The sequence below is a fragment of the Kitasatospora sp. NPDC056651 genome, assembly GCF_042792155.1.
Taxonomy (GTDB): domain Bacteria; phylum Actinomycetota; class Actinomycetes; order Streptomycetales; family Streptomycetaceae; genus Kitasatospora.
Genome location: NZ_JBHTWX010000002.1, coordinates 110,691 through 135,403, shown reverse-complemented (window position 1 = coordinate 135,403; position 24,713 = coordinate 110,691). Strand labels below are relative to the sequence as shown.

At 73.9% G+C, this 24,713-nt stretch carries 24 protein-coding genes and 1 riboswitch; of the genes, 14 read left to right on the top strand and 10 right to left on the bottom strand.

Going from position 1 to position 24,713, the window contains the following annotated elements; translation table 11 throughout:
- Positions 1 to 25: 25 nt before the first annotated feature.
- The gene (locus ACFRAR_RS02235) at positions 26 to 1,117 is read right to left on the bottom strand and encodes a PP2C family protein-serine/threonine phosphatase (RefSeq protein ID WP_380693755.1); all 1,092 of its coding nucleotides are present in this window, start codon (positions 1,115 to 1,117) and stop codon (positions 26 to 28) included.
- Positions 1,118 to 1,407: 290 nt separating this feature from the next.
- Between ACFRAR_RS02235 and ACFRAR_RS02230 the strand changes: the two genes are divergently transcribed.
- Positions 1,408 to 2,367, top strand: coding sequence for a pseudouridine synthase (locus tag ACFRAR_RS02230; protein ID WP_380693752.1), 960 nt, complete (start codon positions 1,408 to 1,410; stop codon positions 2,365 to 2,367).
- Here the strand turns inward: ACFRAR_RS02230 and ACFRAR_RS02225 are convergent.
- The 4 genes from ACFRAR_RS02225 to ACFRAR_RS02210 all read right to left on the bottom strand — a co-directional run bounded on the left by ACFRAR_RS02225 (position 2,364) and on the right by ACFRAR_RS02210 (position 8,450).
- Entirely contained in the window at positions 2,364 to 2,786 is a 423-nt protein-coding gene (locus ACFRAR_RS02225) for a VOC family protein (RefSeq protein ID WP_380693750.1), read from the bottom strand. The genes ACFRAR_RS02230 and ACFRAR_RS02225 overlap by 4 nt on opposite strands.
- A gap of 44 nt (positions 2,787 to 2,830) precedes the next feature.
- The gene (locus ACFRAR_RS02220) at positions 2,831 to 2,980 is read right to left on the bottom strand and encodes a nuclear transport factor 2 family protein (protein WP_380693748.1); all 150 of its coding nucleotides are present in this window, start codon (positions 2,978 to 2,980) and stop codon (positions 2,831 to 2,833) included.
- A gap of 88 nt (positions 2,981 to 3,068) precedes the next feature.
- Positions 3,069 to 6,686: a SpoIIE family protein phosphatase gene (locus tag ACFRAR_RS02215; RefSeq protein WP_380693888.1), complete on the bottom strand. Its 3,618-nt coding sequence runs from the start codon at positions 6,684 to 6,686 to the stop codon at positions 3,069 to 3,071.
- 282 nt (positions 6,687 to 6,968) lie between these two features.
- Positions 6,969 to 8,450, bottom strand: coding sequence for an MFS transporter (locus tag ACFRAR_RS02210; RefSeq protein ID WP_380693746.1), 1,482 nt, complete (start codon positions 8,448 to 8,450; stop codon positions 6,969 to 6,971).
- A gap of 116 nt (positions 8,451 to 8,566) precedes the next feature.
- Between ACFRAR_RS02210 and ACFRAR_RS02205 the strand changes: the two genes are divergently transcribed.
- Entirely contained in the window at positions 8,567 to 9,112 is a 546-nt protein-coding gene (locus ACFRAR_RS02205) for a winged helix-turn-helix transcriptional regulator (RefSeq protein ID WP_380693743.1), read from the top strand.
- A gap of 94 nt (positions 9,113 to 9,206) precedes the next feature.
- Here ACFRAR_RS02205 and ACFRAR_RS02200 read toward each other — a convergent pair whose 3' ends face one another.
- From ACFRAR_RS02200 to ACFRAR_RS02185, 4 genes are all read right to left on the bottom strand, one after another.
- The gene (locus tag ACFRAR_RS02200; protein ID WP_380693741.1) at positions 9,207 to 10,412 is read right to left on the bottom strand and encodes an alpha/beta hydrolase family protein; all 1,206 of its coding nucleotides are present in this window, start codon (positions 10,410 to 10,412) and stop codon (positions 9,207 to 9,209) included.
- Positions 10,413 to 10,531: 119 nt separating this feature from the next.
- Entirely contained in the window at positions 10,532 to 11,305 is a 774-nt protein-coding gene (locus tag ACFRAR_RS02195; RefSeq protein ID WP_380693739.1) for a hypothetical protein, read from the bottom strand.
- 493 nt (positions 11,306 to 11,798) lie between these two features.
- Positions 11,799 to 12,863 carry a serine hydrolase domain-containing protein gene (locus ACFRAR_RS02190; RefSeq protein WP_380693737.1) on the bottom strand — a complete coding sequence of 355 codons (1,065 nt, stop codon included), beginning with the start codon at positions 12,861 to 12,863 and terminating at the stop codon, positions 11,799 to 11,801.
- Positions 12,864 to 13,054: 191 nt separating this feature from the next.
- Entirely contained in the window at positions 13,055 to 13,468 is a 414-nt protein-coding gene (locus tag ACFRAR_RS02185) for an HIT family protein (RefSeq protein ID WP_380693735.1), read from the bottom strand.
- Between the two features lie 183 nt (positions 13,469 to 13,651).
- Here ACFRAR_RS02185 and ACFRAR_RS02180 point away from each other — a divergent pair, with 183 nt between their 5' ends.
- Positions 13,652 to 13,840, top strand: coding sequence for a YegP family protein (locus tag ACFRAR_RS02180; RefSeq protein WP_380693733.1), 189 nt, complete (start codon positions 13,652 to 13,654; stop codon positions 13,838 to 13,840).
- 122 nt (positions 13,841 to 13,962) lie between these two features.
- Here the strand turns inward: ACFRAR_RS02180 and ACFRAR_RS02175 are convergent, their stop codons facing one another.
- Entirely contained in the window at positions 13,963 to 14,658 is a 696-nt protein-coding gene (locus ACFRAR_RS02175; protein WP_380693731.1) for an MSMEG_1061 family FMN-dependent PPOX-type flavoprotein, read from the bottom strand.
- Between the two features lie 136 nt (positions 14,659 to 14,794).
- Between ACFRAR_RS02175 and ACFRAR_RS02170 the strand changes: the two genes are divergently transcribed.
- The 11 genes from ACFRAR_RS02170 to ACFRAR_RS02120 all read left to right on the top strand — a co-directional run bounded on the left by ACFRAR_RS02170 (position 14,795) and on the right by ACFRAR_RS02120 (position 24,700).
- A complete protein-coding gene (locus ACFRAR_RS02170; RefSeq protein WP_380693729.1) occupies positions 14,795 to 15,109 on the top strand; it encodes an antibiotic biosynthesis monooxygenase family protein in 315 nt (104 codons plus the stop codon).
- A 240-nt stretch (positions 15,110 to 15,349) separates the two neighbouring features.
- A riboswitch (FMN riboswitch) is annotated at positions 15,350 to 15,477 on the top strand.
- A gap of 225 nt (positions 15,478 to 15,702) precedes the next feature.
- Positions 15,703 to 16,404, top strand: coding sequence for a riboflavin synthase (locus ACFRAR_RS02165; RefSeq protein WP_380693726.1), 702 nt, complete (start codon positions 15,703 to 15,705; stop codon positions 16,402 to 16,404).
- A 56-nt stretch (positions 16,405 to 16,460) separates the two neighbouring features.
- Positions 16,461 to 17,048 carry a nicotinamide riboside transporter PnuC gene (locus ACFRAR_RS02160; RefSeq protein ID WP_380693886.1) on the top strand — a complete coding sequence of 196 codons (588 nt, stop codon included), beginning with the start codon at positions 16,461 to 16,463 and terminating at the stop codon, positions 17,046 to 17,048.
- Positions 17,045 to 18,319, top strand: a complete 1,275-nt coding sequence (locus ACFRAR_RS02155) for a bifunctional 3,4-dihydroxy-2-butanone-4-phosphate synthase/GTP cyclohydrolase II (RefSeq protein WP_380693724.1) — start codon at positions 17,045 to 17,047, stop codon at positions 18,317 to 18,319. The genes ACFRAR_RS02160 and ACFRAR_RS02155 overlap by 4 nt, the downstream gene beginning before the upstream one ends.
- 164 nt (positions 18,320 to 18,483) lie before the next feature.
- Positions 18,484 to 18,957: a 6,7-dimethyl-8-ribityllumazine synthase gene (ribH, locus tag ACFRAR_RS02150; RefSeq protein WP_380693722.1), complete on the top strand. Its 474-nt coding sequence runs from the start codon at positions 18,484 to 18,486 to the stop codon at positions 18,955 to 18,957.
- 123 nt (positions 18,958 to 19,080) lie between these two features.
- Complete coding sequence (locus tag ACFRAR_RS02145; RefSeq protein ID WP_030279806.1) at positions 19,081 to 19,353, top strand: phosphoribosyl-ATP diphosphatase; 273 nt, start codon at positions 19,081 to 19,083, stop codon at positions 19,351 to 19,353.
- Positions 19,354 to 19,446: 93 nt separating this feature from the next.
- A complete protein-coding gene (hisG, locus tag ACFRAR_RS02140) occupies positions 19,447 to 20,295 on the top strand; it encodes an ATP phosphoribosyltransferase (protein WP_380693719.1) in 849 nt (282 codons plus the stop codon).
- A 185-nt stretch (positions 20,296 to 20,480) separates the two neighbouring features.
- Positions 20,481 to 20,921 carry a PH domain-containing protein gene (locus tag ACFRAR_RS02135; protein ID WP_380693717.1) on the top strand — a complete coding sequence of 147 codons (441 nt, stop codon included), beginning with the start codon at positions 20,481 to 20,483 and terminating at the stop codon, positions 20,919 to 20,921.
- 224 nt (positions 20,922 to 21,145) lie between these two features.
- Positions 21,146 to 22,489, top strand: a complete 1,344-nt coding sequence (locus tag ACFRAR_RS02130) for a hemolysin family protein (RefSeq protein WP_380693715.1) — start codon at positions 21,146 to 21,148, stop codon at positions 22,487 to 22,489.
- Positions 22,486 to 23,532: a hemolysin family protein gene (locus ACFRAR_RS02125; RefSeq protein ID WP_380693712.1), complete on the top strand. Its 1,047-nt coding sequence runs from the start codon at positions 22,486 to 22,488 to the stop codon at positions 23,530 to 23,532. The genes ACFRAR_RS02130 and ACFRAR_RS02125 overlap by 4 nt, the downstream gene beginning before the upstream one ends.
- A gap of 181 nt (positions 23,533 to 23,713) precedes the next feature.
- Positions 23,714 to 24,700 (top strand): NAD-dependent epimerase/dehydratase family protein, encoded by a 987-nt coding sequence (locus ACFRAR_RS02120; RefSeq protein WP_380693710.1) that lies wholly within the window; start codon positions 23,714 to 23,716, stop codon positions 24,698 to 24,700.
- Positions 24,701 to 24,713: the final 13 nt, after the last annotated feature.

The window sequence follows — 24,713 nt, the reverse complement described above, 5'->3', positions numbered from 1 at the left end:
ACAATCGGGGCCGTCCGGCCGCCGGTCACAGCTCCCAGCGGATCGCCAGGACCGCCGCGTCGTCGGCCAGACCGGCGTCCCCGACCCAGCCGCCGACGTCCGTCAGCACGGCGTCCAGCAGGTCCGACGGGGTGCCGCCGTGCAGGCCGGGCAGCCGGTCGGCGATCGGGTAGAACCCGCCGCCGGCGTCCCGGGCCTCCGACACGCCGTCGGTGTGCAGGAGCAGCAGGTCGCCCGGCTCCGGGTCGAACCGCCGGTCCGGGTACGCGCCGCCGGTGAGCCCGAGCAGCCCCAGCGGAGGCGCCGGGAACGGGGGATCCAGCTCGCTCACCCGGCCCGCCCGGCGCAGCAGCGGGGGCGGGTGGCCGCAGTTCACCAGCCGTACCGGCCCCCGGTCGGGCGCCACGTCGAGCAGCAGCGCGGTGGCGAACCGCCCCTCGTCCGACTGCCGGGCGGCGAGCGCCGCGTCCAGCCGCCGAGCGAGCCGCCCGGGGTCGGGTTCGGTCCGCGCGGCCTCCCGGAACACCCCGAGGACGTCCGCGGCCGTCTCCACCGCCGGGAGCCCGTGCCCCTGGACGTCCCCGAGCAGGATGCGCACCCCGAAACGGGTCTCCACCACGGCGTACAGGTCCCCGCCGATCCGGGCCTCGGCCGCCGCCGCGACGTAGCGCACCGCCAGGCGCAGCGGGCCGATCCGCTCCGGCGGCGGGCGCAGCAGGGCCCGCTGCGCCGCCTCGGCGACCGTCCGGACCTGGAACAGCTCCCGTTCGCGGGCCGCCACCAGGACGACGCTGGCGGCGCTGGCCAGCGTCGAGGCCAGGACGGTGACCTGCACGCTGATCCGCACCGAGAGCGGCAGCTCCGCGTTGGCGGACTCCAGCAGCCCGACCGAGAGCAGCGCCGCCGCGCCGACCAGCAGCGGCACCCGGGGCTTGCGGGTGGTCGCCCCGGCCAGCACCGGGGCCACCGCGAGCAGCGGTGCCAGGGTGGTCCCGGGCCCGATGGCCAACGCGGCCACCACGGCGGCGACCAGCAGTACGAGCGCCCCGTAGAGGAGCAGCCGGGTCCGTCTCGGCAGGTGCAGCGGTGGCACCCCGTCCGGGCCGTCGGCGGTCACGCGTCCTCCAGGGGTCCGTCGGATGATCCGACAGGTGTGCGGCAGTCGGGTACGGCCGGTGGGTTCCGTCCGTCGGGTTCGGTCCGCGGGGCTCCGTGCGCCGGGTTCCGGCTCGTGCCCTCCGGTGGGCGGCCGGGGGCCGGTCCGCCGGAAGGCCGTCCGCCGGGTGTCCGGGGACGGCCGGAGGCCCCCGGCGGGACGAGGGCCTCCGGTCCACTCTCCCCGCCCCGCCCCGGGTCGGCACCTCGGCGGCGGGCCGCGGGCCGGCGCGCACTACGCTGGGCCGGGAGATGAGACGCAAGAGCCGCCGCCCGGCCTCCCCCCTCCCGCAGCGCCACGGCGTGGACCCGGTGCACCTCCGGCTGCCGCTCGAAGGCCCCTGGCCGACGGTGCGGGACCACCTGGTGGACCGGCTGCCCGCCGTCCCGGCCGAGCGGATCGACGCGGCCCTGCGGGACGGCGAGATCGTCGGCGAGCATGGCCCGGTCGCCCCGGCGGAACCGTTCCGCCCGGGCGCGCACCTGTGGTTCTACCGGGACCTGCCGGAGGAGGTGCCCGTCCCCTTCGACCTGGTCGTCCTGCACCGTGACGAGCACCTGGTGGTGGTCGACAAGCCGCACTTCCTGGCGACCACCCCGCGCGGCCGGCACGTCACCGAGACGGCGCTCTCGAAGCTGCGGCACACCCTCGACCTGCCCGCGCTCAGCCCCGCGCACCGGCTGGACCGGCTCACCGCCGGCCTGGCCATGTTCGTCGTGCGCCCCGAGGACCGCGGCGCCTACCAGACGCTGTTCCGCGACCGACTGGTGCGCAAGGAGTACCAGGCGGTCGCGGCGTACGACCGGGAGCTGAGCCTGCCGCGCACCGTGCGCAGCCACATCGTCAAGGAGCGCGGGGTGATCGCCGCCCGGGAGATCGACGCGCCGCCGAACAGCGAGAGCCGGATCGACCTGCTGGAGCGCCGCGACGGCCTGGCCCGCTACCGGCTGCGACCGCTGAGCGGGCGCACCCACCAGCTGCGGCTGCACATGTGCGGGCTGGGGCTGCCGATCCTCGGCGACCCGGTCTACCCGGAGGTGCTGCCCGAACCGGCCCCGGACGACTTCCGCCGACCGCTGCAACTGCTCGCCTGCGCCATCGAGTTCACCGACCCGCTGACCGGCCGCGAACGCCGCTTCGAGACCCGCCGCACGCTGGTGGCCTGGACCGACCCGCAGGGCTGGGCGGACGGCACCGGGTCCGGGTCCTAGAGACCGCTTCCGGCTCCGGGGTCCTGGAGACCGCCTCCGGGTCCGGCGGCCGCGCGGTCGGACTCGCTGCGCAGGACGCAGAACTCGTTGCCCTCGGGGTCCGCGAGGACGGCCCAGCCCGCGCCGTCGGGCTCCCGGCGGTCGGCGACCATGGTGGCCCCGAGGGCCAGCAGCCGCTCGACCTCCGGCTCGCGCGAGGTCGACGGGCGCAGGCACAGGTGGACCCGGTTCTTGGCCGTCTTCGGCTCCGGCACCTGGTTGAAGTACAGCACCGGGCCCTCCGGGAGCATCACCTGCGTCTCCCGGTCGCCCGGGCGGTCCTGCGGACCCAGCGGACAGCCGGTCACCTCGCTCCAGAACCGCGCCAGCCCATAGGCATCCGAACAGTCGATCGCCACGTTCTGCACCACCGAGATCATGCGGGTGATCCTGCCCGAGCGGCGCCCGGTCCGCTACCCGCGGCTCAGCCGAGCAGGGTGCGGGCGACGTGGTCGGTGTCCAGGTACTCGCGGACGGCGGTGATCAGACCGTCCGTCACGGTGAACACCCCGAGGCAGTGGTCGCGGTACGCGGCGCCGTTGGCGGCGGTGCCGACCGTGGTCCACTCCGCCACCGCCCGCGGGCCGTCGGCGAGGACACCGCCGAGCCGCAGTCCTGCCCGAAGCCGATGCCGAAGCCCAGGCCGAAGCCGAGCCGCGGCCCTACCCGAAGCCCGGGGGCAGCTCCAGTTCGAACCAGACCACCTTGCCGTCCTGGGTCCGGCGGCTGCCCCAGCGGTGCGCGAGCTCGTTGACCAGGTGGATGCCGCGCCCGCCCTCGTCCTCGCTGCGGGCCCGGCGGATCCGGGGCACCTCGGGCTCCTGGTCGGCGACCTCGACGGTGAGCACCCGGTTGCAGAACAGCCTGAGCTGGGTGGGCGATCCGGCGTGCACCAGGGCGTTGGTGATCAGCTCGCTGGTGAGCAGCTCGGCCCAGTCGGCGAGTGCGTCCAGGCCCCAGGCGGCCAGGGTCTCGCGGGTGAAGCGGCGGGAGTGGGCGACCATCGCGTGGTCGCCGGTGAGCGGCAGGGTGGCGATCCGGTCCGCGCCCTTCGGGCGGACCTGCGCCATGATGACGGCGATGTCGTCCTCGCCGGTGGTCTCGGTGAGCCTGGTCAGCACGGCGTCGCAGGTCTGTTCCAGCGAGCCGCGCCGGTCGGCGACCACGCGGCACAGCAACCGCAGTCCCTCGTCCAGGTCCTGGCCGCGGCGCTCGACCAGTCCGTCCGTGTAGAGCGTCAGGATTCCCTCCTCGGGGAGGGTGAACTCGGCGCTCTCGAACGGGACTCCGCCGACGCCCAGCGGGGCGCCGGTGGGCAGCTCGACCAGGCGCGCGTTCCCCTGGTCGTCGGCGACCACGGGTGGCAGGTGACCGGCGCTCGCGGCGGTGCAACGGCGGTCCACCGGGTCGTACACCACGCAGACGCAGGTGGCGAACTGTCCCTCGCCGACCGTCCCGGTGGCCTCGTCCAGCCGGTACAGCACCCGCGCGGGGTCCAGGTCCAGCGTGATCAACGTCCTTGCCGCAGTCCGGAGTTGGCCCATGGTGGCGGCGGCCCGGATACCGTGGCCCATCACGTCGCCGACGATCAGCGCGACCCGCCCGGAGGACAGCGGCACCACGTCGAACCAGTCGCCGCCGACCTCGCTGACCACGCTGCTGGGCAGGTAGCGGTAGGCGAGGTCCAGTCCGAGGGTGCGGTGCACCTCCTGCGGCAGCAGGCTGCGCTGGAGGGTGAGGGCGGTGTCCCGCTCGCGGCGGTAGAGCCGGCCGTTGTCGATCGCGAGCGCGGTGCGGGCGGCCAGCTCCTCGGCCAGCGAGCGGTCCGCCGGGCCGAACGGCGCCGGGTTGCGGCTGCGGACGAACTCCGCGCCGCCCAGCACCTGCCCGCGCGCCACCAGCGGCACCATCAGGTACGAGTGCACCCCGGCCGACAGGCTCGGCTGCACCCGGTCGGGCGAGGCGACGATCCGGCGCAGCTCCTCCTCGGTCACCTCGGAGACCAGGATCGAGCGCCGGGTGCGCAGGCTCTGCGCGTACAGCTGGGCGGACCGCGAGACCTCGCCGACCGGGTCGGACGCCCCCTGCACACCGGCGCCCGAGGCCGTGTCGCCGACCGCCACCGCCCGCATCAGCACCCCGCCCTCCGCCGGGACCGGCCCGGGCTCCTCGCCGCTGAGCACCGCGTCGCGCAGGTCCACGGTGACGAAGTCGGCGAAGCGCGGGATCACCACCTCCACCAACTCCCGTGCGGTGCGGTGCAGATCGAGTGTGGTGCCGATCCGGTTGCTGGCTTCGTTCAGCAACGACAGCCGCTGCTGGGCGGCCCAGGCCTCGTCCAGCGCCCGCTGCCGGGCGGCGGCCGCGTCGCGCTCGCGGGTGAACAGCAGCGCGTTGTCGATCGAGACGGCCGCCCGCACCGCCAACTCCCCGGCCAGCGCCACGTCCTCCTCCTCGTACGGGCGCTCGACCAGGGTGCGGTAGAACCCCGCCACGCCGACCGGGGCGCCGCGCGCGATCAGCGGGACCACCATGAACGACAGCACGTTCTGCTCCCGTACGGCGGCGGTGCGCACCGGGTCGTCGGCGAACCAGGCCATTCCCTCCTCGTCCATCCGCGGCACCAGCACCGGCTCGCGGTGCTCCAGGCACCACGCGTACGGCGAGCCGGGCAGGAAGCGGTGCAGATTGCCGGTGCGGGCGATCGGCGCCAGGGTCGAGCCGTCGACCGAGTGGAAGGCCATCCGCCGCAGCAGGGCCGAACCGTCCGCCGGGGCGGTCGCCTCGCGCTCGCCGCGGACCAGTTCCTCCAGCACCTCCACCACCACCGAGTCGGCCAGCCTGGGGGTCGCCACCTCCGCCAACTCCTGGGCGGTCTGGGCGAGGTCGAGCGTGGTGCCGATCCGGGCGGAGGCCACGTTCACCAGTGCCAGCCGCTCCTGCGCGGCCTTCGCCTCGCGCAGCGCCTGCTGCCGGGCCAGTACGGTCTGGTGCTGGCGCAGGTACAGCCGGGCGTTGTCGATCGCGACGGCCGCGCGCGAGGCCAACTCGTCGCCGAGCGTGATGTCGGCCTCCGCGAAGGACTCGCGCGAGCCGCGCCGGGAGTAGACCAGCATCCCGAGCGTCGTGCCGCGCGCCACCAGCGGAGTGATCCGCACCGAGCGCGGCCGGTCGCCGAGGTACGCCTGGCGGCGGCTCTCGTTGACGCCCTCGCTCAGCATGTCCAGCTCCCAGGACGGCACCACCACCGTCCGCCCGCTGATCATCGCCCGGGCGTACGGGGAGTCCGGTGCCAGCTCGTACACGGCCTCCACCGGCAGTGCCTCGGCCGGGTAGAGCGCGTCGGCGGAGGCGATCGCCAGGCGGCGCACCAGCAGCGGGGCGTCCGGGGCGCCCGGCTCGACGTCCCGGCCGGCCATCGGCTCCTCCAGCCCGAACACCGCGCTGATGTCGGAGACCCTGGGCACCATGGCGTCCACCAGCTCCCGGGCGGTCTGCCGCAGGTCCAGCGTGGTGCCGATCGAGGCGGTCGCGTCGACCAGCAGGGACAGCCGCTCCTGGGCGCGGGCCGCCCGCGCGTCGGCGTGGAAGCGCTCGCTGATGTCGATGACCGTGGCGCACACCCCGAGCACCCGGCCGCCGCGGTCCTTCAGCCGGAAGTAGGAGGCCGACCAGGCGTGGTCGTGGTGCGGATCGGCCGGGGTGCGGCCGTGCGCCAGGTCGTCCACCACCGGCACGCCGGTCGCCAGCACCCGGCGGATCACCTCCTCGGACTCGGGACCGTTGATCCCGGGCAGCGCCTCGGTGAGCCGGCGTCCCAGCGGCTCCTCGGTGCCCAGGCCGTTCAGTTCGGCCAGCGCCTCGTTCAGCCGGACGAAGCGCAGATCGGTGTCGAACACCGCCATGCCCACCGGGGACTGGGTGAAGAACCCGTCGAGGAGCGCCAGGTCCGCCTGGAGCCGGTGCAGCGTGGTGACCTCGGAGGCCACCGCCAGCACCATCGGGGCGCCGCCGGGGCCGCGGATCGGATGGGTGCGGAACTCCAGGTTCACCAAGTGCCCGTCCCGGTGCCGCACCGGGAACACCCCGGACCACGACCGGCCCGCCAGGATCTCCTGGAACAGCCGGAGCACCGCCGGCCGGTCCTCGTCCGAGGCCAGCAACGCCCCCGCCCGCGCACCCACCGCGTCCTGCGCACGGTGACCGAGCAACGCCTCGGCGTCACTGCTCCAGTGCAGGATCCGCCCGTCGGCGTCGATCAGCGCCGTGGCGATCGGCACCGTCAACAGGGCGTCCTGCCGAGACTGCCCCGGGCGCTTCGGATAGTCGTCCACCATGGCCAGAGAACCGTCCCAGAAACCGTCCGGAGATCGTTCCCACCAGCCCTGCCATCTTCGCACGCTGCCCTGCGCGCCCGCTCCCCGTGCCGCCTCCGGTGCCGCTCGCCATGCCGCCTCCGGTGCCCCCCGTGGCTGGGCACCGGAGGCCGGGGAAGCCGGTCCCGCGCGCGTCGCCGCGGTGGCAGTCCCGGGCGGGCGTGAGAAGTCGAACGGGCCGACTTCTCACGCCTTCGTGGCGGCGGCCGCGGGCCCTACGGGTTCTGCGGGCTCGGTGGGTTCGGGGGCGGGCCGCTGGCTCGTGCGGGACCCGGCGGTGCGGGACTTGGTGGCGAGGGTGAGGAGGGCGCCCAGGAAGCAGAGGACGGTGGCGACCAGGACGGCCCGGTCGGTGCCCGCCGCGAGGGCACGGGAACCGGGGTGGGCGGAGCCGGCGGCGGTGATCGCGATGGCGACGCCGAGGGCCGAACCGAGGTAGCGGGCGGTGTTGTTGGCGCCCGAGCCCATGGCGGCCCGGTGCGCGGGGACGCTGCTCACCGCGAGCCGGGCCAGCGCGGCGTTCAGCACGCCGCTGCCGATGCCGGCGATCGCCAGCCCCGGGGCCAGCCGCAGCCAGGACGAGTCGGGGCTGAGCCCGTACAGCCCCGCCTCCCCGGCGCCGCAGACCAGCAGGCCGAGGACGACCTGATCGGTGGCCGAGAGCCGGGTGGCGAGGCGGCGGGCCTGGAGGGCGGAGACCACGGAGAGGCCCGACCACAGGGCCAGCACGCCGGCCGCGGCCGGCCCGGACAGGCCCAGCACGCCCTGGAGCAGGGTGGGCAGGTAGCTCATGAAACCGACCAGCGACAGCCCGGTGAACAGGGCCCCGCCGGTGGCGGCGATGAAGCCGGGGTCGCGGAACAGGGAGAGGTCCAGCATCGGTTCCCGGACCTTCGCCTCGACGACCGCGAACGCCGCCAGCAGCAGCACCCCGACCACCAGCAGGGCCAGCACCGTCGGCCGTCCCCAGCCGGTGCGGCCCTCGGCGAGCCCGGCGATCAGGCTGGACGTCCCGGCGGCGAGGGTGAGCACCCCGTACGGGTCGAGGGCGCGCGGCCGCTCGGCACGCGATTCGGTGAGGACGGCGGCGGCGAAGGCGGCGAGGACGGCCGAGGCCACCGCGATCCCGCCACTGACCGCGCGCCATCCGGCCCACTGCTGGACCAGGGAGCCGTACAGCGGTCCGATCGCGATGCCGAGGCCGACCGCCGCGCCCCAGACGCCGAGCGCCCGGATGCGGCCGGGGCCGGGCGGGTGGGCGTGGCTGATCAGGCCGAGGGCCGGCGCCAGGACGGCGGCCGAGGCGATCCCGAGGAGCACCCGGGAGGCCAGGTAGACCGCGCCGCCGGGGGCTGAGGCGGCCAGCGCCTCGGCGGCGGCGAACAGCAGCACGCCGGAGGTGAAGACCCGCTTGCGGCCGTGGTCGTCCGCGGCGCTCCCGGCGGTGAGCAGCAGCGCCGAGATGCCCACCAGGGTGCCGGTGAGGATCCAGGTGCGGCCGGAGGCGCCCAGGTGGGCGGCCTGGGCGGTGGCGACGAGCGAGGCGGTCGGGGCGGTGTAGGCGATCGTGCCCAGGGCGGTCGCCGTGGCGGTGACCGCGAGGGTGGCACCGGGCCGGACGCGCTGGTCCGCGGGGGTGGGGGAGGAGCCGGGTGGTGCGGGGGGCATGGGTGTTCCCTCCGGGCCGGACCTGACAGTCTGGTGAATGAACCTTCTCGGGCGGCACGCTACCACTGCCGGTCTGTTCATTGAACCCATTGAGGGTGTGGACTAGGCTGGCGCTCATGGCCCTGGGAACCGACTACGAGCTGCAGGAGTGCGCACTGGCCCGCGCGCTGGAGGTGGTCGGCGAGCGCTGGAGCCTGCTGATCATCCGCGACGCGTTCCTCGGTGTGCAGCGCTTCAACGACTTCCTCACCCACCTCGGCATCCCGCGCGCCGTCCTCACCTCGCGCCTCAACGCCCTGGTCGCGGCCGGGGTGCTGCGCAAGGAGCCGTACCAGCAGGCGCCCCTGCGCCACGGCTACCTGCTCACCGAGACGGGCCTCGAACTCTGGGGTCCGCTCTACCAGTTGAGTCGCTGGGGTGGCAGGCACGCCAGCGAGGGCGGCGGCCCGCACCACCTCTTCGCGCACGCCGCCTGCGGTTCCGACCTCGACCTCGTCGGCACCTGTCCGGCCTGTGGCGGCGCACCGGTTCCGCCGACCGAGGTCGTGATGCGGCCCAACCCGGCCCGCGCCGCCGGCCGGCGCGAGGACCCGGTCTCCCGCGCCCTGGGCGGCCCCCGTCCGCTGCTCGAACCGATCGCCTCGGCGGCGGTGCCGGGCTGATCGCCGCCCGCACTGCAAGAAGACGGGGCCGTCGGCGCGCTGCCGACGGCCCCGACCGGGGGTCGCTGTCGCTGGGTGCGGCTGAGGGCGGTCGTCAGGGAGTGAACCGCACCTCGGGGTAGGCGGCGCTGGGCCCGTCGAGCAGCGGCTGCGGGATGCCCTTCAGCTGGAGGTCGAAGAACGCCCCGACGTACTGCCGCGTGACGGCGACGGCACGCCGGCCGTCGATGGTGGTGTGCGGGCCCTTGGGGATGCCGAGACCGTCGAAGAAGACCGGAAGGTCGGTGAAGCTGCCGTGGTCGGAGCCGTCGACCGTCAGCAGGCGCTTCCCGCCGTCCAGCCGGGCAAAGCTCGTGACCCAGGTCGAGTCCTGGCGGCCGTTGTCGAGTGGGTGGCCGATCATCATGAACGGCTTGCCCTTGAGGCCGGACTCGGGCACCCGGTAGTGCATGGTGCCGTCCAGGTTCACCCCGGCCCGGATCCGGTCGTCGGTGAGCAGGGCCGGGACGGTGGAGGCGCCGCCGGCCGAGTGCCCGGCCATGCCGATCCGGTCGCGGTCGATCAGCCGGGCGTACCGCCAGGCCGGGTGCGGGCGGTTGGTCAGCTGGTCGATGACGAAGGACACGTCCTTCTCCCGGCCCGCCTCCAGGAGGGCCGAGGCCTTGTCGTCGCTGCCGTCGACCTTCCCGCAGGCCTCGCAGGGGAGTGTTCGTCCGTCGGGGAAGGTGGTGCCGGTGTTCTCGTAGGTGTGGTCGATCACCGCCACGACGTAGCCGTGGCTGGTCAGGTCCTCGGCGAGGCCGCTGAGTGTGGCGCGCGGCATGGTGAAACCGGGGGAGAGGACCACCAGCGGGTAGTGGCTCCCCTGCGGGCGGGCACCGGACTCCGCCCAGGTCCGGGCGCCGGACACCGCCTCGGTCGGGAAGGTGTTGCCCGCCGGCTTCCCGTCCAGCAGTGCCCGGGCGGCCGCAGGCGTCATGTACGGGGCGGGGGTGCCCGTCTCGGCATGCGCGGGGTAGTACATCGAGACCATCAGCTGGCGCGGGCCGGCGGACGGCACCCACGGGTCGGGGCGGTTCTGGTCCACCAGGTTCAGGACTTCCTCTCCGACCGCGAACGGCCCGGTCGGGCGCGGGAGTTCGACCAGGGAGGTGGCCTGGATGGTCTGGGTGGCCTGGGCGGTCGAGGAGGTGGCGGAGTTGACGGGTGGCGCGGCCAGGGCGGGCGCGGCAGCGGCGAGGGACGGCGGCAGGGCGAGCGGCAGGGTGGCTGCGGCGGCGGTTGTTCGAAGTCGGCTCATGTCGGCGACGGTAGTTCGCGGGCAAGTGAGTTGACGTCGATTCAGGGGTGCACTGATCCCTTCCGGGTGGGGGTGCTGGCGCCCTTGAGGGGAAGTCATCCGAGGCGGTCACCCGGCGGTCACCCGACGGCCGCCATCCGGAGATCCTCCAGGAAGCCTGCGGCCGCACGGGCGTTGGGCACCGGGAAGGTGAGCGGGAGGCCGGCCGAGTGCGTTCGGATCTCCAACTCGCCGAGGCCGGAGGCCCGGGCCGAGTGCACCTCCGTCCACGGGTAGGTCTCCGTCGTGGCCAGCGGGTGCGGCGGCCGGTGCACCAGCCCGCCGGTTGTCACCGTCAGCCGCCCCCGCGCGAAGCGGACGCCCCCCTCGGCGCGCAGCGTCTCGTGCAGAGCGGCGCGGAGCCAGGGGGAGAGGCGCTCCTCCAGCTCCTGGAACAGCCCGCCCAACCCCCACAGATGCGCCAGCGCCAAGGGCTCGCCCGCTCCGGCCCGCCATATTCGCCCGTGCTCGTGCACCCCGCGCGGCCCGCCGGGGGAGTACTCGGTGGCCTCCACCGCACTCCAGGGCACCGGCTCCTCGCGGCCGCCCGCCGACACCAGCACCAGCCCGCCCTCATGGACCCGTACGGACCGCAGCCCGGGCGCCGGACGCAGCCGCTCGAACCCGCTCACCGTCACCACCGCGGCGGCCGCCAGGACGGCCGCGGGCCACCACTCTCCGAGCGCCAGGCAGAGCACCAGGGCGAAGGCCGCTCCGCAGGAGTGCAGCCACAGCCGAGCCCGCCGGGACAGCGGCCGGAACCGTCGGTACACCCGCACCACCGGGCCGAGCCGACCGGCCGGACCGGCCGGACCGGACGGCCGCACGGGTGTCGGCGACCATGTCACCGCCATGTCGACCCCCTCCCTCTCGGCGGATCCCCGGTGGGAACCGCGACTGCCGGAACCCAGCATCGATCGATCGCAGCCTTCGCCGACAGTGCCAATCGGCACATACTGGCCTGAAGCGCCCCCGCCATCATCGCGCCCCGGGCGAAGCCCCCCGCCACCGGGGTGGATGCTGTCGGCGGCGCGGAACGAGGCCGGTGTGACCGCCGGTTCACCGCTGGCGGCGGCCCGGCACCGGGACGGCCTGGACGGCCTGAACGGCCTGGACGGCCGTCGACCCGGGCTCGGTGCCGGTCGTGGAGGCAGCCGCGGACGCGGACGCCCGAATGTGCCGATCGGCACTGTCGGTGAAGGCCGCGAAGAGTCGATCCTGAGCATCCGGTGGTCGTGGCTCCCCCGAGGGGCCCCGGAGCGAAGGGAGTTCGGCATGGTGGGCACGATCGTCACGGCGGTGGCGTGGGCGAGGGCCTTCCTGTCGCGGCGGAACGGCGCCCGGCCCTCACCCCGTCGACGCGAACCCGTCCTGCAGCCTGCGCAGCAGCGCCGTGCCGGCCGGATCGGTCGGGCGGCGGGTGTTGGCCAGCACCACCACGCCCACCTGCTTCTCCGGGTCGAAGGCGACGAACGATCCGAACCCGCCGGTGCCCCCGTTGTGCCAGATCTGGAGGTGCCCGCCCTGCTGGGTGTGCAGCCGGTGGCCGAGCCAGCCCAGGTGCGTCCAGGCGAACGGGTTGACCCGGTGACGGGTCTCCCGGGTGAGGGCGATCGCGGCCGTCAGCGGTGCCTCCGGCCGGCGCCCGGCGGCCAGTTGGGCCCGAAGGAACACCGCGAGGTCGGCGGCCGTCGACCGGAGCCCGCCCATTCCGGGGACGGCCGCGAAGTCCCAGAACGGCACCGGCCGGCCGCCCTTGGTGTGCCCGTGCGCCGACCGCGCGGACCGCTCCGCGTCCGAGCGCACGCAGGTGTCCGCCAGGCCCAGCGGCGCGCAGACCTCACGGGCCACCAACTCCTCGTACCCGGCGCCGGATCGCTGGGCGAGGGCCAGGCCGAGCAGTCCCGCGCCGAGGTTGGAGTAGCGGAAGCTGCGCCCCGGTACGGCCCGCAGCCGTGTCCGGGCGAGCCCGTCGAGCACCCGCTCGGCCGTGCAACCCGCGTACGGATCCGGGCTGTTGGGCTTCAGCAGGGAGGTCATCAGCATGCCCCGGGGCAGGCGGGGGAGCCCCGAGGTGTGGGTGGCGAGGTGCCGCAGGGTGATCGGCTGCGCGCCCCTGACCGGGACGGCGGCACGCTCGCCCGAGGGCCCGGTGAGCACCTCGGCGAGTGGCTCGTCCAGCCGGACCCGGCCGTCGAGGGCCAGCCGGGCGAGTGCGAGCGAGGTGAACACCTTGGTGACGGAGCCTATTTCGAACAACGTGTGCGGTCCGGGTGTGCCGCCGTCCGGCCCGGTCCGTCCCGCTCCGCGGATCTCCACGCCACCGCCGGCCAACCCGGCGACCACCGCCCCGACGCGTCGGCCCGCGAGCCGGTCGGCCGTCTGCTGCACGAGGCAGGCCAGTTCGTTCATGCTTGCGAGCCTAAGGGCCCCGACCGGCCGGACCGTCAACCCGGAAAACGATTTCGATCCCCTCCGATGCTCCTGCGGAGGTACGCCGCCACTGTGCCTCGTGCGGTCCGCTCCACTGGGTCCACCGCGCGTCGCACCACGCTCCGCACCGCGCGAACGGCAGACGCGGCGCGGGGCCGCCGGCCGGTGGCTCAGGCCTCCAGCGCCGCTCGCAGCCGCGCCGCGACCTCGGCCGCCCCCGCCTCGTCCGGATACCGTCGGCGTGGCCAGAAGAACCCGCGCAGCCCGTCCTTCGGATTGCGCGGCACGACGTGGACGTGCAGGTGCGGCACCGACTGGCTGATCCGGTTGTTGGCCGCCACGAAGCTGCCCGCGGCGCCCAAGCCGTGCTCCACGGCCGTCGCCACCCGCTGCACCCTCAGGAAGAACGGCCCGACCTCGGCCACCGGCAGGTCGGCCAGCGTCGGGTGGTGGGCGCGCGGCACGACCAGGACGTGCCCGGGGAACAGCGGCCGGCGGTCCAGGAAGGCGACCGCCACCTCGTCGTCCAGCACCCGGTGCGCCGGCTCGTCGCCCGCCACCACTGCACAGAAGACGCAGTCCATCCGTCCATTCAAACCACCGGCGGGCCGTCCCCGCACCCCCGCGAAACCCCGTGAACCGGGCTTCACCCGTCCGGCCGCCGACCGGGTGCGGACAACCCGGGGCCGGGCGCACGGTGCTGCCGGGAGCCGGACCGCGGGCGCATCGAGCGCCCGGCCAGGAGGCCCCGCGAGGAGGTGGCCCGGATGGCGGGCAAGTTCGAGGTCTATCAGGACAGCGGTGGCAAGTACCGGTTCCGGCTCAAGGCGGGCAACGGCGAGATCGTCGCCACCGGACAGGGCTACGCGAGCAAGGACGCCGCCCACAAGGGCGTCGAAGCGGTCCAGCGGGCCGCAGACGGCGCGGCGGTGGTGGACGTCCCCAAGGCCGCCTGACCGTGCGAGGTGCGGTGCCCGGGCCACCCGGCACCCCAGGCCCGGCCGGCCCATCCGGCCCATCCGCCGGGTACCCCGCGCGGGCCGGGCGCCGCCACGAGCCCGCCGGTACCCCCGGCACCTCACTCGTACCGGTACAGCAACGCCTCTCGTTCGGTCTGTTCGATCATCGCGACGGTCAGCGACTCGTCCCGCAGGTGCGAGAGCGTGACCTCCGCCGAACTCGGCTGAGCGTCCTTGGCGAGCCAGTTCTCCGGCTTCCACGCCGAGGCCCGCAGGAAGGCCTTCGGGCAGTGCCCGTACACCTCCTCGACCGCGACCACGATCGCGCTGCGGGGCGGCTTGCCGACGGCGGTCAGCTGCCGCAGCAGCTCCGGGTCGGTCGAGACGCAGGCCCGCCCGTTGACCCGCAGTGTGGCGTCCCGGCCCGGGACGACGAAGAGCAGGCCGACCCGACCGGTCTCCACGATGTTGTGCAGGGTGTCCAGCCGCTTGTTGCCGGTGGCGTCCGGAATGGCCAGGGTGTACTCGTCGAGCACGGAGACCAGCCCGGCCGGGCCGCCGCGCGGGGAGACGTCGCAGTGTCCGGCGGCGTCCGTGCTGGCCACGAAGACCAGCGGGGAGCAGGCGATCAGCCGCTGTGCGACGTCGTGCAGACGGTCGACCTGCTTGCGGCGCGCGTGCTCGCCGGGCTGCTCGTAGATCTCCCGCAGCTGGTCGGCGTCGCTCAGCGCGTCCGCCCGGAGGGCGTCGAACAGCCCGCTCGGCCGGTCGGGTACGAGGGCTGACGAATCGACAGATTCCGGTGTGGTCGTCATACCGGGAATGTAGCGGAGGTCGGCCGGAAGGTCTCCCGGATGCCGCCCGGAAAATCCCCGCCCCCACCCCTCCCCACCAGCGGTTTTCCGCTCATAATGGGGCCAGGGACGCCAGCCGCAGCCGGAGGTGGTGGTCGTGATCGTGAGAATCTGGGCCGGGCAGGTCCTGGCTGGTCGCATCGAGGAGTTCTGCGCGCACCTGGCCGGCCAGGTGATCCCGCAGCTGGGGCGCACGGACGGCTGCCTCGGCGGTGAACTGCTGCGCTCGGTGACGGAGGACGGCCACCGGGTGCTCGTGGTGAGCCGCTGGCGCGACGAGGAGGCCCTGCGCGGGTACGCCGGGCCGATGTGGCGGATCCGGCCGGTCTGGTCGGAGGGCGAGCTGAGCTACCTCGCCCACCCCCCGGAGGTCACCCACTTCACGTCGATGACCGCCCCGGCCGCCCCTTGACCGTGCCGCCTCTCGACCCCACGGCACCGCCTCGAAGCCATGGCGCGAAGCCACGGCAGCCCCAGGCGCCCCGGGCACCCCCGGCACCCCTGGCCGGCTGAAGCCATGGCGCCCCTGGACGTCAGGGCCCACGGCACGCCGGCGCGCATTCCCGGCAAGCCCGTGAAACAGAGCACAGCCGCAAGCCCTCCCCGCCTTGCGCCGTCCGTGGCACAATGTCGGCATCAAGCAGTGACGTTCAGCGCACTCCGGGGTCGGTGAAAATCCGAACCGGCGGTTACAGTCCGCGACCCGTCCGCAGCCAGCGGCCGGTTGACCAGGTGAAATTCCTGGACCGACGGTTAAAGTCCGGATGGGAGGCGTGCGCGGGCGGACGAAGTGCAGTACCCGTGGTCCACCGGCAGGCGACAGCCTTCCCGGACCTCGGTCAGGTGTAGCGACGGGAGCGGTGTCTCCCGAGCCGGGTGAGCGATCTCCCGGTGGCTTCGGGCATCCCGGTGACGGGTGTCGCCCGCCGCCCGTGCGCCGGTGCCCGTCCGTGTCATCTCCCATGCCGCCCCGGAGTCCGCGCCCCAAGCGCGAGGAGAACCCGGGTGTTCACCGGCATCATCGAAGAGCTCGGCGAGGTCGTGTCGATCGAGGAGATCGGCGACTCCTCGCGCATCCGCCTGCGCGGCCCGGTGGTCTGTACCGGTGCCCGCCACGGCGACTCCATCGCGGTCAACGGCGTCTGCCTGACCGTCGTCGACGGTCCGGAGGAACTGGCCGCCGGTACCGGTGAGTTCAGCGCCGACGTGATGGCCGAGACGCTGAACCGGTCCAGCCTCGGCGAGTTGAAGCCCGGCTCCCGGGTCAACCTGGAACGCGCCATGGCGCTCGGTGCCCGCCTGGGCGGCCACCTCGTCCAGGGGCATGTCGACGCGACCGGGCGGCTGTTGAGCCGCGAGCCCGGTGAGCGCGACGCGGCCGGCGAGCTCCGCTGGGAGGTGCTGCGATTCTCGCTGCCCGAGACCGTCTCCCGCTACCTGGTGGAGAAGGGCTCGATCACGGTCGACGGCGTCAGCCTCACCGTGGTGGAGGCCGCCCGGGACAGCTTCACCGTCAGCCTCATCCCGACCACCCTCGCGCTGACCACGCTGGGCGCCAAGGCCGTCGGCGAGAGCGTCAACCTGGAGGTGGACGTGCTCGCGAAGTACGTCGAGCGCCTCCTGGAGTCCCGCGCGCTCCCGACCCTGCCGAACCTGTTCGCCCCGTCCGGCCTGCCGACCGACGGAACCCCGGGGGAGTCCCAGTGAGCTGGCTCAGCGGCGAGGCGTTCACCGTCCTCGGCGAACACGTCAAGTGGGCCGACATGATCGGCAACATCTTCGGCCTCGGCGGGCTCGCGCTCGGCTGGCGCCGCTCGGTCTGGAGCTGGCCGGTCCAGCTGCTGTCCGGCGCGGTGCTGATCGCCGCCTACCTCGGTGGCCACGTCCCCGGCCTGATCGGCAAGCAGCTGATCGTGATCGCCACCGCCTCCTGGGGCTGGGCGCAGTGGCAGCGGGGCCGCCGCGACGGAGGCACGATCGCCGTCCGGTTCGCGAGCTGGCGCGAGCGGCTCGTGCTGGTGGCGGGCACCGCGGCCGGCACGGTCGCGCTCGCCCTGCTCTTCACGTCCTTCCCCAGCCTGTCCTGGAGTCCCTGGTCGGACGCCTACATCTTCGTCGGCACGCTGGCCGCGATGGTCGCCCAGGCCCGCGGCTGGGTGGAGTTCTGGTTCGCCTGGATCGCGGTCGACGCGGTCGGCGTGCCGTTCGCCTTCAACAGCGGCTACACCTTCTCCGGCCTCACCTACTCCGTCTACTTCGTCCTGGTGCTGCTCGGCCTGCGCTCCTGGTGGCTGAGCACCCGTGAGCCGCGCGTCAAGTCCGCCACCGTCCCGCAGGGAGTCACGGCATGACCGAGAACCAGACCCGCGCCGTCGAGTCCGATGACCTCGAACTCGTCCTCGATCCGGTCGAGCGGGCGATCGCCGACATCGCCCTCGGCCGCGCCGTGGTCGTCGTCGATGACGAGGACCGCGAGAACGAGGGGGACATCGTCTTCGCCGCCTCCGCCGCCACCCCCGAGCTGATGGCCTTCACCATCCGCTACAGCTCCGGCGTGATCTGCGCCCCGATGACCGGCGAGGAGCTGGACCGCCTCAAGCTCCCGCCGATGACCCAGGTCAACGAGGACCGCAAGGGCACCGCGTACACCGTCTCGGTGGACGCCCGGGACGGGGTCGACACCGGCATCTCCGCCGCCGACCGCGCCCGCACCGTACGGCTGCTCTCCTCTCCGGGCACCGAGCCCGGCGACCTCACCCGCCCCGGGCACGTCTTCCCGCTGCGCGCCGTCGAGGGCGGCGTGCTGGTCCGCCCCGGCCACACCGAGGCCGCCGTCGACCTGGCCCGGCTCGCCGGGCTCTCGCCGGCGGGCGCGATCGCCGAGGTGGTCAACGACGACGGCACCATGGCCCGGCTGCCCGAGCTGGTCGCCTTCGCCCGCGAGCACGGCCTCGCGATCATCTCCATCGAGGACCTGATCGCCTACCGCCGCCGCACCGAACTGCACGTCGACCGGGCCGCCGTCACCGCGCTGCCCACCGCGCACGGGGAGTTCACCGCCGTCGGCTACCAGGGCACCATCGACGGCGTCGAGCACCTCGCGCTGGTCGCCGGAGGCCTGGACGCGGAGGGCCGGCTGCCGGACGGCGAGGACGTCCTGGTGCGGGTCCACTCGGAGTGCCTGACCGGCGATGTCTTCGGCTCGCTGCGCTGCGACTGCGGACCGCAGCTGGAGGCCTCGCTGCAGCGGATCGCCGAGGCGGGGCGCGGCGTGGTGCTGTACCTGCGCGGCCACGAGGGGCGGGGCATCGGCCTGGCCCACAAGCTGCGCGCGTACGAGCTCCAGGAGCAGGGCCGGGACACCGTCGACGCCAACCTGGACCTCGGTCTGCCCGCCGACGCCCGCGACTACAGCATCGCGGCCCAGATGCTGGTGGACCTCGGCGTCCGCTCGCTCAGCCTGATCACCAACAACCCGCAGAAGCTGGCCGCGCTCACCGAACACGGGCTCAAGGTCAAGGGGCGTGAGGCGGTCGAGATCGAGCCCAGCGAGCACAACCTGCGCTACCTGCGCACCAAGCGCGACCGGATGGGCCACGACCTGCCCGGCCTCGGCTCCTGAGTCCGGAGACACGCCCGGCGGACCGAACGTCCGACCGAACCCCGCCAGCCCATCGCCAAGAGCAAGCCCATCGCCAAGAGCAAGCCCACCGCCAAGAGCAAGCCCACCGCCAAGAGCAAGCCCACCGCCGAGCACAAGCCCGACCCCAGAGAACGGAACAGAACATGAGCGGCCACGGAGCCCCCGAGCTGACCATCGAAGGCGCCGCCGACCTCAAGGTCGCCGTTGTCGCCGCCCAGTGGCACGACAAGGTGATGAACGGCCTGCTGGACGGCGCCCACCGCGCCCTCAAGGAGCTGGGCGTCGCCGAGCCGACCGTCCTGCGGGTGCCCGGCACCTTCGAGCTGCCGGTCGCCGCCAAGCGCCTCGCCGAGCGCGGCTACGACGCCGTGGTGGCCCTCGGTGTGGTCATCCGGGGCGGCACCCCGCACTTTGACTACGTCTGCCAGGCGGCCACCGCCGGACTCACCCAGGTCAGCGTCGACACCGGCGTCCCGGTCGGCTTCGGCGTGCTGACCTGCGACAACGAGGAGCAGGCGATCGACCGCGCCGGTCTGCCGGGCTCCGCGGAGGACAAGGGGCACGAGGCCGTCACCGCGGCCGTCGCCACCGCCGCGGTGCTGCGCGCCGCCCTCTGACGACGGTCCTCACGGTCCCGGAGCCCGGAGGCCGGTCCCCGGAGCGTGGACGTCCGACGGACTGTCCACGCTCCGGGACCGTTTACCGCGCGTCAGCCCGCACGCCGTAAGGTGGCTCCCATCATGGCTTCGAAGACATTCGAGGAGCTCTTCGCCGAGCTCCAGCAGAAGGCCGCCACCGGCGACCCCTCGTCCTCCCGCACCGCCCAGCTCGTGCAGCAGGGCGTCCATTCGATCGGCAAGAAGGTCGTCGAGGAGGCCGCCGAGGTCTGGATGGCCGCCGAGTTCCAGTCGGACGAGCAGACGGCCGAGGAGATCTCGCAGCTCCTCTACCACCTGCAGGTGATGATGATCGCCCGCGGTCTGACGCTCGACGACGTCTACAAGTACCTCTAGACACCCGAGAATCACGCGACACCCGCTCCACGCACCTTCGATCACGAGCACACCGAGCACACCCCCTCCCAACAGGTAAGGAAGCAACCTCCCATGCTGCGCATCGCCGTCCCCAACAAGGGTTCTCTCTCGGGTCCCGCGGCGGAGATGCTCCATGAGGCCGGCTACCGCCAGCGGAAGGACCCCAAGGAGCTCGTCCTCGTCGACCCCAACAACGAGGTGGAGTTCTTCTTCCTCCGCCCGCGGGACATCGCCGTCTACGTCGGCTCCGGCCGCCTGGACGTCGGCATCACCGGCCGTGACCTGCTGCTGGACTCGCACTCCAACGCCGAGGAGGTGCTCGCCCTCGGCTTCGCCGGGTCGACCTTCCGCTTCGCCCGCCCCGAGGGCGTGGTCGTCGAGGACGTCAAGGGTCTGGAGGGTCTGCGGATCGCCACCTCGTACACCGGCCTGGTCGAGCAGCACCTGGCCGACCACGGGGTGAAGGCGACGGTCACCAAGCTGGACGGCGCGGTCGAGACCGCGGTGCAGCTGGGCGTCGCCGACGTGATCGCCGACGTGGTGGAGACCGGTACCAGCCTGCGCAACGCCGGCCTGGAGGTGTTCGGCGAGCCGATCCTGATCTCCGACGCCGTGGTGATCCGGCCCAAGGGCGCCGGTGAGGACACGCGGGTCGAGCAGTTCCTGCGCCGGCTCCAGGGCGTGCTGGTGGCCCGCCGCTACGTGCTGATGGACTACGACATCCGCGCCGAGAAGGTCAGCGCCGCCGTCGCGCTCACCCCGGGCCTGGAGTCGCCGACCGTCTCGCCGCTGCACACCGAGGGCTGGGTCGCGGTGCGTTCGATGGTGCTCCGCAAGGAGGCCCAGCAGATCATGGACGACCTGTGGGCCATCGGCGCCCGGGCCATCCTGGTCACCAACATCCACGCCTGCCGCCTCTGACCAGGCCGGCCGGGTGACCTCCTCGCCCGCCCGCGAGTAAAGAACGGTTCAATGGGGCGGGGACGCCGACCGCGTCCCCGCCCCTCGCGCTGCCGCCACCGGAGCTGCCGCGACCCGGACCCGCTGCCAGGGCTGCCGCGACCAGAGCCGTGCCGCCGCCACCAGAACCACCCCCGGAGACCCACGTGTCCACGCCGTCCGTCGAGATCCCCGTCACCTGGGCGCCGCGCCGCACCCGCGCCGTGCTGCTGCCGGTCTGCGCGCTGCTGGTGGTGCTGTTCGCCGTGATGGCCGTGCTCCTCCCGGAGAACTGGCAGCTCAACGACCGGGTCATGATGGCGGCCAGCGGCGTCCTGTTCGCGGCCGTCGGCCTGATGCTGGCCCGCCCCCGGGTGAGCGCCGACGCGGAGGGTGTGACGGTGGTCAACTTCGTCCGCAGCCGCCGGCTGGCCTGGGCCGAGATCGTCCGGGTCAACTTCCGCCAGGGTGACCCGTGGGCCACCCTCGACCTCGCCGACGGCACCTCGCTCGCCGCGGTCGGCATCCAGTCCGGGGTGGGCAAGGCCCAGGCGATCGCGGACGCCCGCGCACTGCGCGACCTGGTCGAGCAGCACGCCCGGGCCTGAAGCCGGACGCCCTCCCACCTGGGACTCCGCGTCCCCGGCGGGCCGAACGGGCTCCTTACGTCCATCCGGGTATGGTCTACGCTGGTAAAAGCAGGGCAAAGTTCGCCCTGCCCAGAATCGAGCGCCCGAAACCGACCTGAGGAGTGACACTCCCCCTCGATGGACGATCCGTCCGGTAGTACCTGCGCCGCCTCCGTTCCGGCTCCCGGAAGGCAGGCGGCACTGTGATCACCGCCTGGCTGCTGTTGCTCGCAGCCGTTCTCCTGATCCTCGCCAACGGCCTGTTCGTGGCCGCCGAGTTCGCCTTCGTGACCGTGGAGCGCGGTGCGGTGGACCGCGCCGCCGAGACGGGCGACGCCAAGTCCCACCGCGTCGCCAAGGCCCTGCGGCACCTCTCCTTCGAACTGTCCGGCGCCCAGCTCGGCATCACCGTCACCTCGCTGGTGGTCGGCATGCTCGCCGAGCCGGCCCTGTCCACCCTGCTCGCACCCGTGATGTCCGGCATCGGCGTGCCCGACTCGGCCGCCCGGGGCGTCTCCGTGGTCGTCGGCATGGTGCTGGCCACCGTCGTCCAGATGGTGATCGGCGAGCTGGTGCCCAAGAACTGGGCGATCTCCCGCCCGCTCCAGGTGGCCCGCGCGGTCGCCGCCCCGCACATGGCGTTCTCCTTCGTCTGCCGTCCGCTGATCAGCCTCCTCAACGGCGTCGCCGACCGGACGGTCCGGGCCTTCGGCATCGAGCCGCAGGAGGAGCTGGGGCACGCCCGGACCCCGGACGAGCTGGTCTCGCTGGCCCGCCACTCGGCGAAGGCCGGCGCGATAGACGAGGAGTCGGCGGCCCTGTTCGTCCGCACCCTGGGTCTGGGCGAGCTGACCGCCGAGTCCGTGATGACCCCGCGGGTGGACGTGGCCGCGCTCCAGCGCGACGCCACCGCCTCCGACGTCATCAACCTGACCCGGGCCACCGGCCTGTCCCGCTTCCCGGTCTACGCCGACAGCGTGGACGAGGTCGCCGGCATCGTCACGCTCAAGGACGCCCTGGCCGTCCCGGCCGCCCGGCGCGGCCTGGTGAAGGTCGGCGAGCTGGCCTCGCCGCCGCTGCTGGTGCCCGAGACGCTGCCCGCCGAGCGGCTGCTCGACCAGCTGCGCCGCCTCCAGCCGATGGCCATCGTGGTCGACGAGTACGGCGGCACCGCCGGCGTCGTCACCGTCGAGGACATCGTCGAGGAGATCGTCGGCGACGTGCAGGACGAGCACGACCCCGACGACCACCCCGAGCTGCTCCCGCTGCCGCCGGTCGACGGCCTGCCGGTCTGGGAGGCCGACGGCCGCGCCCGGATCGACCAGCTGGAGCGGATCGGCCTGAACGCCCCGGACGGCCCGTACGAGACCCTCGCCGGGCTGGTCGCCGACCTGCTCGGCAAGCTCCCCGAGGTGGGCGAGCGGGCCGACCTGCCCGGCTGGCGCCTCACCGTCACCGGGGTCGACCGGCACCGCACGACCGAGGTCCGGGTGGAGCGCACCAGCGCGCCCGGGCAGTTCGACGAGCACGGGGAGGAGGGCCGATGACCGCCCTGCAACTGGCCATCGCGCTGCTGCTCCTGCTCGGCAACGCCTTCTTCGTCGGCGCCGAGTTCGCCGTGGTGTCGGTGCGCCGCAGCCAGATCGAGCCGCTCGCCGAGGCCGGACACAAGCGAGCCCGCACCGTGCTGCACGCGCTGTCCAACGTCTCCGCGATGCTGGCCGCCGCCCAGCTCGGCATCACCGTCTGCTCGCTGGGCCTCGGCGCCCTCGCCGAGCCGACCATCGCCTCGCTGCTGGAGGGCCCGTTCCACGCGATCGGCGTCCCGTCCGGCCTGATGCACCCGCTCTCCTACGGGATCTCGCTCGCCGTCGTGGTCTTCCTCCACATGGTGATGGGCGAGATGGTGCCGAAGAACATGGCCATGGCCGGTCCGGAGAAGGCCGCGCTCTGGCTCGGCCCGCCGCTGGACCGGCTGGCCCGCTGGCTCGCCCCGGTGATCAGCGTGCTGAACGCCCTCGCCAACGGCATCCTGAAGCTGTTCCGGGTGGACGCCAAGGACGAGGTCGAGTCGGTCTTCACCACCGAGCAGCTGATGTACCTGCTGGTCGACTCCCGGGACGCGGGCCTGCTCGACGAGGACCGCCAGGAGCGCCTGGAGGACGCCCTGGAGCTGGGCCGCCGCCCGGTCACCGAGGTGCTGCTCAAGCCCGAGCAGCTGGTCACCGTGGACACCAAGGCGACCGCCGCCGAGGTCGAGCAGCTGGCGCTGCGCACCGGCTTCTCGCGCTTCCCGGTCACCGACGGCGACCCGGCCGGCCACGGCTACCTCGGCTACCTCCACCTCAAGGACATCCTCGACGTGGAAGACCCCTCGGCGCCGGTGCCGGCCCGCCTGTGGCGGCCGATCACGGTGCTGCGCGGCAGCCTCCCGCTGGACGACGCCCTCGGCGCGATGCGCCGGGCCACCTGCCACCTGGCCGCCGTGCTGGACCAGGACGGGCGCACGCTCGGCGTGGTCATGCTGGAGGACGTGCTGGAGGAGCTGGTCGGCGAGATGCACGACCCCGACCACCGCGCCACGGTCTGACCCACGGCCGGGCGGACCCGCGCCACGGCGTGACCCGAGCCGTGGCCTGACCCGAGCCACGGCGTGACCCGCGCCACGGCCTGACCCGCGGCGCGGACGGGCCCCGGCGTTCGCCGACGGCGATTCTGCCGAGAGCAGGCAGCCGTTCCATGCCCACCACCCTGGCAGCAGGGTGGTGGGCATGAGACTTCTCCTGCTGGGTGGAACCAAGTTCGTCGGACGGGCCGTCGCCGAGGAGGCGCTGGCCAGGGGCTGGGAGGTGACGGCCCTCAACCGAGGCACCCGGCCCGCGCCCGAGGGCGTGCGGGCGCTGTCCGGCGACCGCACCGCCGAGGGCGGGCTCGCGGCGCTGGGCACGGGGGAGTGGGACGCGGTGGTGGACACCTGGTCCTGGGCCCCCGCGGCGGTGCGTGACAGCGCCCGCTTCCTCAACGGCCGGGTCGGCCACTACGCGTACGTCTCCAGCCGGTCGGTGTACGACCACCCGCTGGTGGCCGGGGCCGACGAGACCGCGCCGGTGGTCGCCTCCTCCCCGGACCTCACCGGCGAGGTGCCGTACGCCGAGACCAAGCGCGGCGCGGAACTGGCCCTGGAGGCGGAGTTCGGCGGGCGGGCGCTGCTGGCCCGGGCCGGACTGATCCTGGGCCCGCACGAGGACATCGGCCGGCTGCCCTGGTGGCTCAACCGGATCGCCGAGGGCGGCCCGGTGCTCGCCCCGGGGCCGCGCGACCTGGCCCTCCAGTACATCGACGTGCGCGACCTCGCGACCTGGACCCTGGACGCCGTGGTGGCCCGGCTCGGCGGGCCGTACAACCTGGTCGGCCCGTCCGGCCACGCGACCACGGGCGAGCTGCTGGAGGCCTGCGTGCGGGCCACCGGCTCGGACGCCGAGCTGCGCTGGACGGCTCCGGAGCGGATCCTCGCGGCGGGCATCGAGCCGTGGACCGAGCTGCCGATCTGGCTGCCGCCCGGCGAGCTGTGCGACTTCATGCACGCCGGCTCGGTCGAGCGCGCGCTCGGCGCCGGGCTGCGCTGCCGCCCGGTCGCCGAGACGGTCGAGGACACCTGGGCCTGGCTGCGGTCGATCGGCGGCAGCGCGCCGCAGCGGGCGGACCGGGCCAGGACCGGGCTGGACCGGGAGCGGGAGAACGCCGTCCTCGACGACTGACCGGGTTGTGGGC